Here is a 12,929-nt window from a genome sequence, read left to right on the forward strand (position 1 = left end):
ACCAGATTTTCCACCTTGCAGCGCCTGACGGCTTTTCGGTAACGTCCGCTATTATGGAAAACACCGACGCAATACTATCACTTCTCCCCACCCGTCTGAAGGACGCACGCCGCGCCAAAGGTCTGTCTTTGGATGCTGTCGCCAAACTTTCGGGTGTATCGCGCAGTATGGTCAGCCAGATCGAACGCGGCGAATCCTCCCCGACGATCTCGACCCTTTGGAACCTGACCAAGGCGCTTCAGGTTGATTTTGCTGGCCTTCTGGAAGATGGGCTGGAAAGCAAGATCGAAGTGCTGCGCAACGGCAATGTCCCGACAATTGAAAAACATGGCGCGGGATGTTCGATCCGCATTCTATCTCCGCCGGAAGAGGCCGGGCGGCACGAAGTTTACGAGCTGCGGTTTCAGGAGAACGGCATGTTGGATAGCCTGCCTCATGCCCAAGGCGCGCGTGAACATCTGACTGTGATCGAAGGCAGGCTGACTGTGACAAGTGGTGATGCGGTCGAGGCGCTGTCGCAAGGTGACACCGCACGATATCCCGCAGATGTTGCCCATCGGATCACGGCCGATGGACCGGCACGTTGCTTTCTGGTTGTGAACGGTGCGTAGCGGACATCCACTATTACGGATAAGTTTCTAACTTTGCGTAAATCCGCTATTGCGGAAATTAATCCGGCATGTAGAATCCCGTAAAACGGAGGATTCCATGACCGCTGTATTCTTGACCCATATGACCGACACGCTGGCGCAGATTGACGCTGAAAAGATGACCAAGCGCGAGCGGTTGATCACCTCGGCGCAGGCGGGCCATGTCACCGCCAGTGGCAAGCCCGTGATCAACCTTTGTGCCAATAACTATCTTGGCCTTGCTGACCACCCTGAACTGATCAAAGCAGCCAAGGGGGCGATGGACGACAAAGGGTTTGGCATGGCCTCGGTCCGCTTCATCTGCGGTACGCAGGACCTGCACCGCGCGTTGGAAACCCGTATCGCACAGTTTCTGGGCAAGGATGATTCCATCCTTTTCGCTGCCTGTTTTGATGCCAACGGTGGCTTGTTCGAACCGCTTTTGGGACCGGAAGATGCGATTATCTCTGACGCGCTGAACCATGCGTCGATCATTGACGGCATCCGTTTGTGCAAGGCCAAACGCTATCGCTATGCCAATTCCGACATGGACGACCTTGAGGCCCAGCTGAAGGCGGCAAAGGCGGACGGCGCACGGTTCATCATGATCGCGACGGATGGTGTGTTTAGCATGGACGGTTACCTTGCCAATCTGCCCGCAATCACCAAACTGGCTGAAGCCTATGGTGCTTTGGTGATGGTGGATGATTGCCATTCTACCGGCTTTATGGGGCCGAAGGGCGCGGGCACACCTGCGCATTTTGGCGTTGATGTCGATATTCTGACCGGCACTTTGGGCAAGGCCCTTGGCGGCGCGGTGGGGGGCTATATTGCTGGCCCGCAGCCCGTTATTGACCTGCTGCGCCAACGTGCCCGCCCCTATCTGTTCTCCAACTCCCTGCCGCCTGCCATTGTGGCCGCCGGGATCGAGGCCATCCGTCTGGTTGAAGAGGGCGATAGCCTGCGCACGCAGTTGTTCAAAAATGCCGCATATTGGCGGGCCGGGTTGACCCGACTGGGGTTTGAGTTGTTGCCGGGGGAACATCCGATCATCCCCGTGATGCTGGGCGAGGCGCATCTGGCACAGGAAATGGCCGCGCGTCTGTTTGAGGAAGGTGTCTATGTCAGCGGTTTCTTTTTCCCCGTGGTGCCGCGCGGTCAGGCCCGCATCCGCACCCAGATGAACGCGACGCTGAGCTTTGATGATCTGGACCGCGCTCTGACCGCTTTTGAAGTTGCGGGCAAAGCGGTGGGTGTTTTGAAATGACCAATGAAATGAACGCCTTGGTCAAGGCACACCCGCGTGAGGGCCTCTGGCTGCAAACCGCGCCAGTGCCGGAAATCGGGCAGGATGACGTGCTGATCCGCATCAACAAGACCGGCATCTGCGGCACCGATATCCACATCTGGAACTGGGACACATGGGCGCAGAAAACCGTGCCCGTACCTTTGATCACTGGACATGAGTTTGCCGGTGAGATTGTCGAGATCGGGCGCAATGTCCAAGGGTTGCAGCTGGGCCAGCGGTGTAGCGGCGAGGGGCATCTGATTGGCAAACAATCCCGCCAAAGCCGCGGCGGCAAGTTCCATCTTGATCCAGAAACCCGCGGCATTGGCGTGAACGAGCAGGGTGCTTTTGCCGAATATCTGCGCCTGCCTGCGTTCAACGTGGTGCCATTGCCCGACGAGATCAGCGATGACATCGGTGCCATCCTTGATCCATTGGGCAACGCCGTTCACACCGCCCTGTCATTCGATCTGCTGGGCGAGGATGTGTTGATCACTGGTGCCGGGCCGATTGGGATTATGGCGGCAGCGGTTGCCCGCCATGCGGGCGCGCGCAATGTCGTGATCACCGACATTAATCAGGAGCGGCTGGATCTGGCGGCCAAGGTGGCGGATGTCACCCCGGTAAATGTCGCAAAAGAGGATCTGATGGATGTTCTAGCGCCCTTGAAGATCAAGCAAGGATTCGACGTTGGGCTGGAAATGTCCGGCAATCAACAAGCCCTTGACCAGATGGTAGAGGCCATGGTGATGGGCGGGCGTATTGCCTTGCTGGGTATTCCACCCGGCAAAAGCCCCGTCGATTGGAGCCGGATTGTATTCAAGGCCATCACCCTGAAAGGCATCTATGGCCGCGAGATTTTTGAAACCTGGTACAAGATGATTGCCATGTTGCAAAATGGGCTGGACGTCTCTGGCGTGATCACCCATCGTTTTGCCCTTGCCGATTTCGAACAAGGGTTCGCGGCGATGAAGTCGGGCCAGTCAGGGAAAGTGGTCCTGGATTGGAGCGGGGCATAAAGCCCGTCGTGTTTCTTCTTAAGGTGTGGCGGTCCGGACGCTAACCTCCTTCTCTTTGGCATCTCCGATCCAGTGCCGCTTGCAAAATCATATCGACGTCCCCGCTCATCGGCAGTGTCTTTTGAAAAACCGTGCTGCAGTCGACCCAGACCGCTTCGTGGACGTCGTCATGGGCGCAGGGAGTGCCCGATTTGTATCTACAAAGGACCGCAACCAACAGGTAATGAAAGGTAACCGCCCCCGCTTGATCACGGACGATGATGTCCAGATTGGTCAGATACTCCAACGGTTCTGCAATAACTTCAGTTTCTTCAAAAAGCTCACGCGCGGCGGCAGCCTTGGCCGTTTCGCCAAAATCCACATGCCCGCCGGGAAATCCCCATAGGTTGGCATCCGGTTCATTCTTGCGGCGCACAAGAAGGACCGCATCATCATGCAGAACAACGGCTATTGCGGCCAGCTTCGGATGATCCATCGCGCATACAATCTCTTGTGCCCAGCGCAATCAGCGTTGCACCCCGGCCCAGCTTATCAAGATTTTCGCCAAACCTGCCACTGACATTTCCAGATATGACTGGTTCATCCCGGTCGGTGTCCATTTGCTACGGCCTTCGCCGTAAAGGTTCGGCGTCAGTGGGCAAAACCTAGCCTGATGTTGCCACTTTGGCCCCTAAACCGATCAAGGTGATGGCCATCAACCGCTCCAGAACGCCCCCAAAGCGGCCCACTCCTGCACCACGCGTCTTCACACAACCCGCAAAAACAACAACAGGCAGATAGACTGCAACGGCCAATACGATCACCAAACCACCATGCAGAACAAGCTGAAGCGCCTCCGGCCCCTGCCCCTTCACCACAAATTGCGGCAGGAAGGCCACGTAAAACAAAATCGCTTTGGGGTTCAGTAGATTGATCAACATCCCATCACGAAAGCAGTTGGCAGTTTTACTTTGGTGACTATCCTGCGCCTTGGACCTCCTGGAGTTTCGCGGAAATAGCGCGTTGGTACCAAGATAGATAAGATAGGCCGCGCCGATCCATTTCAGGGCGGCCAAGGCAACGGTAGATGATGAAATCAATGTGCCCAATCCAAATGTCACCAAAATAACGTGAACAGCTGCACCCCCACACATACCTGCCAGTGCCGCCAACCCCGATGTGCGACCACCCCGGATTGTGCGGCTAAGAATACTTGCCAAATCAGGTCCGGGTGTGGCCACGACAATCGCCGCTGTCGTCAGAAATGAAAGCCAATGCACCAGTGTGTAGTCAAACATCTTACCCATCCTGTTGCACGGCCCGTGCGCTCCGCACCTCATCACGCAGTTTTCCCATCAACTGCACCAGCAGCTTCTGATAAAGTCCGTCCTGCAGCCGCCCGGTGTCACCAAATTCTGCTTGTGGGTTCGCCATCATAACCTCTGGCCCGGTAAGCAACCGGGGCTGAAACGGGTTCAGCGCGAGGCGAAGCGCATATTGCGCACGTGCCCCGCCCGCACGTCCCGCTGCCGCAGACATGATCGCCACCGGTTTCCCTTGCCAAGGGTTGGTTTCCACCCGGCTGACCCAATCAAGCATGTTCTTCAAAACGCCGGACAGGGATTGGTTATACTCAGGCGTTGAGATCACAACCGCATCCGCAGCGCCGATCTGTTCGGCAAGCATTTCAATCGCTTGGGGGATTCCGTCAGCGGTTTCCACATCCCCGTTATACAGGGGCAGATCAAGGTCCGCCCAAACCTGTTTCGCGCCAAAATGCCGGGCTGCCTCTGCGGCCAGCATCCGGTTAAAAGAGGCACGGCGAAGAGAGCCACTGATCAAAAGAAGCGATGGATTAGTCATGTTTTGTCCTTTCGACAAAGAGATGCCCACTGAACTAGGCGGCGAGGGTTTAAGGTGCCGGGTCAATCCAGCCGACAGTGATCCGGCGTGCAAACCCGTGGCGGTTCTGCGCCACATCCAGCATTGCAGCGGCAAAATCTGTGTACGAAATCTGTGAATCGCCAGCGGCATCCGTGACCAATGTATCAGTACCAAATGCATATTCTGCACTGCGCTGATCGGGCAAAAGCATGGCTGGCGGCCTGAGGCAGGTCCATGCAACCTCCGATGAGTTTTCCAACAACGCATCCTGCTTGGCGCATGCTTCTGCTACAGGGCGCACCGCATCGGGCAGGAAATCCGGGGCGCTCAAAACCGTATGCCCAGAACTATCCGCCAGTTTGAGCAGGGCAGCACCGCCTGTCACAATCACCGGAACACCGGTGGCCAATGAAACCTGTAGCACCTTTTCAGTTAACGTAACCAGCAGGCTTTCTTGTCCTTCATCGGGCCGCAGGGCGCTGATGATCATGTCATGCCCAGCCACACTCCCGGCAATAGAATGTTCGGCCAAGAGAAGATCGGTGCAAATGGTTTGCGCCTTCGATGGCAAGGTCGCCAGCTTGCTCTCTGAACGACCAAGTGCGGTGATCTGATGACCGCGTGCCAATGCCGCGTCAACAACCTTGCGCCCGACATCGCCGGTTGCGCCAAAAACGATAATTTTCATACTATTATTCCCGATTTATGCGATATTTCGGTGGCGCTGCGCCCTGCCCGTTGCCCCATCCAGACACTGGCGAGGACGATGGCCGCGCCGATCCCTTGAACCGGGGTCATGACCTGACCCAGCAGGGCCCAGCCCAGCAAGACTGCGGTCAGGGGGCTGAGAAACCCAAAGGCGGTGACTGTTGCGGGTCCAAATTTAGCGATGCCGCGAAACCATAGGAAATAGGTCAGTGCGGCACCGATCAGGCCAAGCCATGCAAATCCGGCAATGTTTGTGGCGGTTAACCTTGGCAAGGCCGGTTCAAGCAACAGGCTAAACGGCAAAAGCAACAGACCACCAGCGGCCAACTGCCACGCGGTGAAGCTGAGGGCAGACACCGGTGGTTGCCATTTTCGGGTTAACACCGTGCCCGCAGCCATTGAGGCTGCCCCCGCCAAAGCCGCCAGAATGCCGACGGGATCTGCAGCAACGTTCGGCCCCAGAACCAGCAGCGCAACACCAACCAACCCGGCCAGCGCGGCAGCAATCCCCAGGGCGTTCATCTCACGGCCCAATGCAAATCGCGCGAGCAAAAGAACCAAAAGCGGCTGAACCGCCCCAAGAGTTGCCGCCAGGCCACCGGGCAGGCGGTAGGCCGCAACAAACAACATCGCCCAGAAAATCGAAAAGTTAAGCGCTCCAAGGATAAATACACGCCCGTACCACCCCATCGGCGGAAACACCCGCGTCCATGCCAGAAGGATAAGCCCAGCAGGCAGCGCCCGCAGCATCGCAACCGTCAGCGGCATGTCCTGCGGCAGCATTTGGGTGGTGACGATGTAGCTGCTTCCCCAGATGGCCGGGGCAAGCGCCGTAAGAAAGAGGTCGGTACGTTGTGGCATGGGAATCTCCATTATCTTGACGTCAAGGTAATATTAAATCCCTTGAGGTCAAGATAAATTCTTGCTAGTGTTTTCATATGGATGCAGTTGATCAAATTCTTGCTCAGTGGAATGCGGCCCGCCCGGATTTGAATGTGCGCGCGATGGGTCCCCTCGGGCGCTTTAAACGGGTCGCTCAGATATTTAACCGCGAGATGAGCGTCACCTTTGAGAAATACGGGCTGAATGCTGCGGGTTTTGATGTTTTGGCAACCCTGCGCCGAACACCCCCACATGCGCTTTCTGCTGGCGAATTGATGTCTTCGATGATGATCACCTCAGGGACAATGACCAACCGTATTGACCAATTGGCAAAGTCAGGATTGGTGTGCCGGACCGCTGACCCCAAGGATGCACGCAAAGCCGTGGTGCAGCTGACAGAGGCGGGCCGAAGCCTGATCGACCAAGCCGTGTCAGAGCACGTCAAAACCCAGGCCGGTCTCTTGGCGCGGCTTGAGGAAGAAGAAATATCAACGCTGGATCAGATTTTGCGAAAGCTGTTGAGTGAAGAGAAGCCCGCGTCAGAGGAACAGCCTTCCTTCCGACAAGAGTAGACGGTTTCAGGACATTAACGTTGACCATCAAGGATTAGCCGTGCGGCAAGCCCGCTAAAGACCAGCCCAAGGAAATACCGCGCCCATGTCGTAAAGCTGCGCCCCTTCACAGAAAGTGCCCGCATGCCACCGGCAAGCCAGATCACCACGCCATGAACCGCGAAATCAACGATCAGGAAAATGCCCGCCAAAACCAGAACCTGAAAAGCAACAGCACCTTTTGCGGGATCGAGAAACTGCGGGAAAAGAGCCAGATAAAACAGGGCGACTTTCGGGTTTAACACATTCGAAAGAAAGCCCTGCCTGAAAAAAATAAAATATGACTGCCGCGGGTTCGTGGTTGACTGAACGGAAAAATCATCAGGCGCAGTAAACGCCTGCCAAGCAAGATATAGCAGATAAGCCGCGCCAAGGAACCTAACCAAATCATACGCATAAGGGACCGCGAGAAACAACTGCGCCAGACCGAGCGCAAGAATGATGGCATGAAAGGCGGATCCTGCAGAGACACCAAATTGCGTCACAACCCCTGCCATTCGCCCTTGTGCCGTACTTCTGGCAGCCACCAAAATCATGTCGGGGCCAGGCGTCACTGCCAGCGCAAAACTGGCTGCGCTGAAAACCAAGACTGTATCAATGTCCATCATCTGCTGTCTGTTCCCATTTAGGTTTGACTATCCTCGTCGGGATACCCGGCTGCACAGACGCTATCAGCTTTCCTCCTCATAGTTCAAAAAAAACGACATGGGCTAAGACTGGTGATAAACAGAGATGGAACGCACAGAAGGCCGCAGGTAGCCCAAGAATACCGCGCCGACATACTTACACTGCGTCGGCAACCTTCCAATAAAAAATTCAAACAGTCTTTGGCGCGCGGGATTATAAGCTTGTACTTCATGGCGTTAACCATCCGTTAATCAGAATAATCTTTGCAAATTAGGGCAAACGTGATTGAGTTCTAAAAAAGTGACGACATAAAAAACGACCATTGGGCAGTGACATGACAATTTCCTACGCGTCCGCAAGGAACGCGCCCATTCTTGAATGGGCGGACGAGCGCCGCTTGATCGAAGGCTGGCAAAGAAGAAAAGACAAGTTTGCACTGGAAAAGTTGCTTTTGTCCCACGTGCGGATCGTTTTCGCCTGGGTGCGGAAACTTAGCACTGACAAAGCGGAACAAGAGGAAATGCTGTCCGAGGGTATCCTTGGGCTGATCAAAGCGGCAGATATGTTTGATCTTGCAAGAGAGGTACGATTTTCGACCTATGCCCGTTGGTGGGTCAAGAATAGTGTCCTGTCTGCATTTGAACGGCTGAGGTCCATCGTTGAGATGCCCGCTGGCATGCGCGCAGAGGATGGGCAACAGATCAAACAAAGCACAGATCTGTTTGACATGCTGGTATGCGACGATCCAACGCCGGAAGAACGGATGATCGCACTCTCCTCGCGGGATCTGTTGCGCAAACATTTGGCGGAGGCTCTGACTGGATTAGGCGAGATTGATCGGGACGTGGTGACAAGCCGGACACTAAAACAGCCTTCAGAGACAATCGACGATCTGGCAGCACGGCTGAAAATGAACAGCACGAAATTAAGACAGATCGAACGCAGGGCAATGTCACGCCTGAAAAACGAGCTTTTGGCCCGTGGCGTCACGACAAGCAGAGCGGAATAACGTGATCCAACCCATTCTCCCTACGGCCTCGGCCAAATCGCCGAATGCGGCCAAGCCAGCGGCCGCCGCTACTGGGTTTGCCGCTCTTGTGCAGCTTGCCCCGCAGCCCGGCACACCAGCAACGAAGGGGACGAAGGTGGCTGTTCCCGAGACCGCAGGCACGATTACCCCAGAGACATCCGGCGAGGGGCAAAAGGTATTTCTGGAGGGTCTTGAGACCACTTTATTATCCGATGACAGCGAAACGTCCGCAGACGCCGTTGCGACGACTTTGAACGCCAGCGCAGTGGCTGCCGCGGAAATGGTTGAGGGTGATGCGGATTTGGCGGCGGAGATGCTGCCGTTGACCGTTGTGGCACCCGATGCTGCTGCCCCGCCCCCGCAAGGAGGCACAGCGATGGCGACCTCAGGCGTACCAACTTCCAATAAAAACGCACAGCCTTCACAGCTCCACCATACAAACATCATCGGCGAGGAGACATCAACGGCACCCGCCGCACAGGCCGCCCCATCGGATGACGGCGTGGCAATAGATGTGCTTGTACCACGACAGCCTCAGGGCCAGCCGGTAACCGCAGCGCTTGAAACGGCGCCTGTGTCCGGCAATGCGGGGTCACCAAAACCAGCGGAAGTCCCGCAAGCGCAAGCACCCTTTGCCGCAAACCGCGCGGCCCCCGCCCCGGCGTCCCCCACCCCACATGACGCCGTGCTTGCACCGGCAACACCAAAACAGCAGATGCCGCAAGCGGCAGCAGTAGACACGCCCGCGACCGCATCCATACAGGGAACGCCCCTGCAGCAACCGCAACCTACATCTTCCAACGCCACAAACGGGATACTCTTGAAATCGGACAATTCGATTGTCCCCATCCCAACGGCAAGTCCCACTCAAGATCTGGCACAACCGGGTCCAACAGCCCCAAGACTGCACGGGCAGACCTCTTCAGCTATGCCTGAACTCACTACGCTTTCCGGCCAAACCGCACATCTGACCGCCGTGCCACAGAGTGTTTTACCCAAACCAGTAAACACCTTAAAGGACGCTCCCCTTACCGCGGCCACATTGTCAAACGGCGATACCATGGAGCGCCCTGTCGTCGCCACTGAGGCCGGATCAAAACCAACGTTTCTGATCGGACAGGACAAACAGGTAAACACCACGCCCACCCCAATCGCCAACAGCCTGCTGGGCCAACCCAGCGCCGAGCCGGAACAGATTACGCCCAGCAGCACGCAAGCCACAACGGGCGTGACCCCACAGGGTGCGACAGAAGCAGCGGCGACAGAGACCAGTGTTAAAGTACCGGTGAAACCCTTTACCGAAGCGGTAATGGCACAGATTAAATCGGTCGAAGCAACCCAGGGCCGCACCACGGTGAACCTCATTCCGCGTGGCTTGGGCAACATTGAGATCGAAGTGCTGTCTGACAAGGACGGCGCGGCAAGAGTTGTGGTGCGTGTCGAGAACCCTGTTGTTCTGCAAGCCCTGCGCGACGACAGGCAGGTTTTGGCGCAAGCCATCGGTGTTTCCGACAGTGGCATCTTTGATTTTCAGGAACACAGCGCTGGCGAACAACCAGACCCCCAGCGGGAGAATAGCCCCCAAGGCAGCGCCAGCATTTCCGACGCGTCCGAAATGCAGCCAGAGGTGGGCCACCTTGATGTGGTACAGGACGGCCACCTTGATATCATGACCTAAGAAGGATCAATCGATGCTGACCAACCCTACGCTTATTGACACAATTGGCGCTAACAACCAAAGCGCCGGCGCATCGTCTCTGTCCCAGCTTGGCGATGATTACAACAAGTTCCTGACTCTGCTAACGGCACAGATTTCCAATCAGGATCCCCTGGCACCTGTGGACAGCACTCAGTTCGTCGCGCAACTGGCACAGCTTTCTCAGGTCGAACAGGCCGTGCAGACCAACACGCAATTGGAAGTGCTGAACACGCAGGTATCGGCGCTGATGAGCCTTGGCGGCACGGATCTGTTGGGGCGCGAGGTGTCGATCACGTCAAATGTGATGGATCTGGAAAACGGCAGCGTCAATTCGACCTATACGCTGGGCGCGGGTGCCGTCGAAGTATCAGCGCGCATCACCGACCCATTGGGCCGCATCGTACGTACCCTAGAGGGGCTGCCAAACACCGCAGGCCAACAGATACCACTGGATTGGGATGGCACTGACGACAATGGTACGCCAATGCTGGAGGGCACCTATACCGTTGAGATGATTGCGCTTGATGCAAGCGGTGCGCAGGTTGACAACGTCATGTCACGCAGCGCGATTGTTGAGGATGTTCGGTTCACTTCCGGCCAGATCCTGTTTGGCCTCAGCGGCGGTGAAGTGGTGTCCTCTGTGACGGTGCAGGCGGCAAGCTAGGATCAACCACCTGTATTCAGATTGGTAAGAAGCTTGTTCACCCGTGCCGTGCGGACGGTCGGGAAATTCACATAGAGCTTGCGCACCAGCATTTCCGAAAGGGCAACCTTGCCCCCTTCTCCGGTGATCGCGTCGTGAAAAGTGATATTGGACTCTGCCAAATCCGCAATTGCTACAACTGTCGCATCTCGCAACCGGGCCCGGCCAACAGCGCCGTTGATCTCCTGAAACGCAACCGCACCCATCACATAGACATCAATGTCGAATTTCAGATTCAGGGTTTGCTGGCCCTGGGGCAACTGCACAGTAAACCCACCCAGCGGCATCTTGTACAGCAGGCCACCGGCCTTGTCAGCATCAGAGGTTTCGCCAGCCGGCGCTTTGGCCATTCGAAAAAACCGCTCTCCGAAATACCCAAGGGCACCTGCCCCGGCGACCATCACAACCATGATCAGAATTTTGAACATCAGATCAAAGGATCAATAAGGCAGAATAACTTCAAGAACATCCTCCCCGACGCGTGGGCTTTGAACCGCTGAAATCTGCCCCCTGCCGCCGTAGGAAATCCGCGCCTCTGCAATCTTGTCGTAATCAATCGTGTTGTTCACATTGATGTCGGCCCCGCGAATAATGCCCGCGATGCGCAATTCGCGCAGTTCCGAGTTCACCTTGACCTCTTGGCGCCCGGCGATGACATAGTTTTCATTCGGCAGCTTTTCGATGATCAGCGCGGCCACCCGCAGGCTGATCGCCTCATTCCGTCGGATAGAGCCTTCGCCGTTGGATTCCGAACTGCTTTCCAGCTCCAGCAGTTTGCCGCTGTTGGTGGACAGATCAAAATTCAGGATATCGGGGTCACCGACCTCCTGTTTGGCACCGCGGCTGCGGCCTGATTTGTTTTGCAGCTGTGCGCGATCATCGATTTCGATCAGCACTGTCACCAGATCCCCCACATCAGTGGCCCGGCGGTCGGTGAAATAGCTGGTGGTGGTATTGGACCAAAGACTGGCGGCCTCCGCCCGTTTTGGCGGCAGCTTTACCGCCGGAGGGGCCATGGGCACGCTGATCCGGTTGACCTCGTTCATGCTGGATGGATCCAGCACCAGATTGCTGACCTCCGGGTTGCGGTTTTCCTCAAATTGGGCGCAGGCCCCCAGCATCAGCAAGGGCAATGGGAGGATAAGGCGGGCATGCCGAAAGAACGTGTTTTTGATCACTGTGTCACCTCGACAATACCCTGGGTGGTTGCGATTGCAGAAATCGCTTTGTTGCTCGACAGGTTTACCACCCTTATTTCTTGGCCCGCATGGGCATCCGCCATGGCGCGGCCCGCAGCCGTCAATTGCAAACCACCATAGCTGAGCAAAATCTTAACCTTGTCACCACGGTTCACGATGACCGGCGGAATCACAGACTGGCGCGGCACAGGGCGTCCCGCCACCAACATGCGTCGCACCTGCTGCCCGACCAGCGCATCAGCCGAATTGATTGCGAAATTCCCGATCCGTTGCAGCGGCATTTCAACCATTGTCAGATCAGCCGCTGTCACGATCTCTTCGGGCATGATGCGGCGCGAGGGCACAGGGACCTGAACCGTCATGACGGCAACGCCCCAAACCCTGTGGGTTTCACCATATTCGGTAAAGATGTTCGCAATGAATTGCCCGCTGTCAGGGTCAATCCAGAACTCTTTGATAAACTCGCCTTCCTGAACGGCCCCTTCGGCCATACGGATTTCGATACGTCCGTTGGCAGGGATCTGCGTGTCCAGCTCTGACAGCGTGCGTTCTTCAATCAGATCGACCACTTTCATGGTGCTTGCGACGGCAGGGATCGCCAGCAAAAGCTGGCTGGCAACCACCATCATCAAAAAGGAAAATCGCGTCATGTAACGGCGTGCCATCAGCCC

The 12,929-nt window shown here is 56.3% G+C and carries 16 protein-coding genes; 7 read left to right on the forward strand and 9 right to left on the reverse strand.

The genetic code is table 11. The features are described from left to right. Nucleotides 1-50: 50 nt before the first annotated feature. The 3 genes from QQL78_RS14555 (at nt 51) to tdh (ending at nt 2,936) form a co-directional block, all read left to right on the forward strand. Nucleotides 51-611 (forward strand): helix-turn-helix domain-containing protein, encoded by a 561-nt coding sequence (locus QQL78_RS14555; protein ID WP_284375606.1) that lies wholly within the window; start codon nt 51-53, stop codon nt 609-611. A 97-nt stretch (nt 612-708) separates the two neighbouring features. Then, complete coding sequence (locus QQL78_RS14560) at nt 709-1,896, forward strand: glycine C-acetyltransferase (protein WP_284374537.1); 1,188 nt, start codon at nt 709-711, stop codon at nt 1,894-1,896. After that, entirely contained in the window at nt 1,893-2,936 is a 1,044-nt protein-coding gene (tdh, locus tag QQL78_RS14565) for an L-threonine 3-dehydrogenase (protein ID WP_284374538.1), read from the forward strand. The genes QQL78_RS14560 and tdh overlap by 4 nt, the downstream gene beginning before the upstream one ends. A 40-nt stretch (nt 2,937-2,976) precedes the next feature. Here the strand turns inward: tdh and QQL78_RS14570 are convergent, their stop codons facing one another. The 5 genes from QQL78_RS14570 to QQL78_RS14590 all read right to left on the reverse strand — a co-directional run bounded on the left by QQL78_RS14570 (nt 2,977) and on the right by QQL78_RS14590 (nt 6,368). After that, entirely contained in the window at nt 2,977-3,411 is a 435-nt protein-coding gene (locus tag QQL78_RS14570) for an NUDIX hydrolase (RefSeq protein ID WP_284374539.1), read from the reverse strand. Between the two features lie 169 nt (nt 3,412-3,580). Continuing rightward, nucleotides 3,581-4,213 (reverse strand): LysE family translocator, encoded by a 633-nt coding sequence (locus tag QQL78_RS14575; protein ID WP_284374540.1) that lies wholly within the window; start codon nt 4,211-4,213, stop codon nt 3,581-3,583. Between the two features lies 1 nt (nt 4,214). Then, nucleotides 4,215-4,778, reverse strand: coding sequence for an NADPH-dependent FMN reductase (locus tag QQL78_RS14580; RefSeq protein ID WP_284374541.1), 564 nt, complete (start codon nt 4,776-4,778; stop codon nt 4,215-4,217). 49 nt (nt 4,779-4,827) lie between these two features. Continuing rightward, nucleotides 4,828-5,487, reverse strand: a complete 660-nt coding sequence (locus QQL78_RS14585; protein WP_284374542.1) for an NAD(P)-dependent oxidoreductase — start codon at nt 5,485-5,487, stop codon at nt 4,828-4,830. Then, nucleotides 5,484-6,368: an EamA family transporter gene (locus QQL78_RS14590; protein WP_284374543.1), complete on the reverse strand. Its 885-nt coding sequence runs from the start codon at nt 6,366-6,368 to the stop codon at nt 5,484-5,486. Before QQL78_RS14590 ends, QQL78_RS14585 begins: the two co-directional genes overlap by 4 nt. A 77-nt stretch (nt 6,369-6,445) precedes the next feature. Between QQL78_RS14590 and QQL78_RS14595 the strand changes: the two genes are divergently transcribed. Continuing rightward, nucleotides 6,446-6,961, forward strand: coding sequence for a MarR family winged helix-turn-helix transcriptional regulator (locus tag QQL78_RS14595; protein WP_284374544.1), 516 nt, complete (start codon nt 6,446-6,448; stop codon nt 6,959-6,961). Between the two features lie 14 nt (nt 6,962-6,975). Here QQL78_RS14595 and QQL78_RS14600 read toward each other — a convergent pair whose 3' ends face one another. Next, a complete protein-coding gene (locus QQL78_RS14600) occupies nt 6,976-7,605 on the reverse strand; it encodes a LysE family translocator (protein ID WP_284374545.1) in 630 nt (209 codons plus the stop codon). Between the two features lie 356 nt (nt 7,606-7,961). On the opposite strand from QQL78_RS14600, the gene QQL78_RS14605 reads away from it, so the two are divergent. The 3 genes from QQL78_RS14605 to QQL78_RS14615 all read left to right on the forward strand — a co-directional run bounded on the left by QQL78_RS14605 (nt 7,962) and on the right by QQL78_RS14615 (nt 11,020). Further along, nucleotides 7,962-8,636: a sigma-70 family RNA polymerase sigma factor gene (locus tag QQL78_RS14605; protein ID WP_284374546.1), complete on the forward strand. Its 675-nt coding sequence runs from the start codon at nt 7,962-7,964 to the stop codon at nt 8,634-8,636. A gap of 136 nt (nt 8,637-8,772) precedes the next feature. Continuing rightward, the gene (locus QQL78_RS14610; protein ID WP_284374547.1) at nt 8,773-10,335 is read left to right on the forward strand and encodes a hypothetical protein; all 1,563 of its coding nucleotides are present in this window, start codon (nt 8,773-8,775) and stop codon (nt 10,333-10,335) included. A gap of 13 nt (nt 10,336-10,348) precedes the next feature. Then, nucleotides 10,349-11,020 carry a flagellar hook assembly protein FlgD gene (locus tag QQL78_RS14615; RefSeq protein WP_284374548.1) on the forward strand — a complete coding sequence of 224 codons (672 nt, stop codon included), beginning with the start codon at nt 10,349-10,351 and terminating at the stop codon, nt 11,018-11,020. Between the two features lie 2 nt (nt 11,021-11,022). Here QQL78_RS14615 and QQL78_RS14620 read toward each other — a convergent pair whose 3' ends face one another. From QQL78_RS14620 to flgA, 3 genes are read right to left on the reverse strand one after another with little or no spacing between them, the layout of a single operon-like run. Then, nucleotides 11,023-11,487: a flagellar biosynthesis protein FlgH gene (locus QQL78_RS14620; RefSeq protein ID WP_284374549.1), complete on the reverse strand. Its 465-nt coding sequence runs from the start codon at nt 11,485-11,487 to the stop codon at nt 11,023-11,025. Between the two features lie 12 nt (nt 11,488-11,499). After that, entirely contained in the window at nt 11,500-12,237 is a 738-nt protein-coding gene (locus QQL78_RS14625; protein WP_284374550.1) for a flagellar basal body L-ring protein FlgH, read from the reverse strand. Further along, nucleotides 12,234-12,923, reverse strand: a complete 690-nt coding sequence (gene flgA, locus QQL78_RS14630; RefSeq protein WP_284374551.1) for a flagellar basal body P-ring formation chaperone FlgA — start codon at nt 12,921-12,923, stop codon at nt 12,234-12,236. Before flgA ends, QQL78_RS14625 begins: the two co-directional genes overlap by 4 nt. Between the last annotated feature and the right edge of the window lie 6 nt (nt 12,924-12,929).

The sequence above is a fragment of the Sulfitobacter pacificus genome, from assembly GCF_030159975.1.
Lineage (GTDB): Bacteria > Pseudomonadota > Alphaproteobacteria > Rhodobacterales > Rhodobacteraceae > Sulfitobacter > Sulfitobacter pacificus.

Coding starts and splice junctions, on each gene's coding strand:
- QQL78_RS14560 (WP_284374537.1), top strand. CDS start 709: ATGACCGCTGTATTCTTGACCCATATGACCGACACGCTGGCGCAGATT.
- tdh (WP_284374538.1), top strand. CDS start 1,893: ATGACCAATGAAATGAACGCCTTGGTCAAGGCACACCCGCGTGAGGGC.
- QQL78_RS14570 (WP_284374539.1), bottom strand. CDS start 3,411: ATGGATCATCCGAAGCTGGCCGCAATAGCCGTTGTTCTGCATGATGAT.
- QQL78_RS14575 (WP_284374540.1), bottom strand. CDS start 4,213: ATGTTTGACTACACACTGGTGCATTGGCTTTCATTTCTGACGACAGCG.
- QQL78_RS14580 (WP_284374541.1), bottom strand. CDS start 4,778: ATGACTAATCCATCGCTTCTTTTGATCAGTGGCTCTCTTCGCCGTGCC.
- QQL78_RS14585 (WP_284374542.1), bottom strand. CDS start 5,487: ATGAAAATTATCGTTTTTGGCGCAACCGGCGATGTCGGGCGCAAGGTT.
- QQL78_RS14590 (WP_284374543.1), bottom strand. CDS start 6,368: ATGCCACAACGTACCGACCTCTTTCTTACGGCGCTTGCCCCGGCCATC.
- QQL78_RS14595 (WP_284374544.1), top strand. CDS start 6,446: ATGGATGCAGTTGATCAAATTCTTGCTCAGTGGAATGCGGCCCGCCCG.
- QQL78_RS14600 (WP_284374545.1), bottom strand. CDS start 7,605: ATGGACATTGATACAGTCTTGGTTTTCAGCGCAGCCAGTTTTGCGCTG.
- QQL78_RS14605 (WP_284374546.1), top strand. CDS start 7,962: ATGACAATTTCCTACGCGTCCGCAAGGAACGCGCCCATTCTTGAATGG.
- QQL78_RS14615 (WP_284374548.1), top strand. CDS start 10,349: ATGCTGACCAACCCTACGCTTATTGACACAATTGGCGCTAACAACCAA.
- QQL78_RS14620 (WP_284374549.1), bottom strand. CDS start 11,487: ATGTTCAAAATTCTGATCATGGTTGTGATGGTCGCCGGGGCAGGTGCC.
- flgA (WP_284374551.1), bottom strand. CDS start 12,923: ATGGCACGCCGTTACATGACGCGATTTTCCTTTTTGATGATGGTGGTT.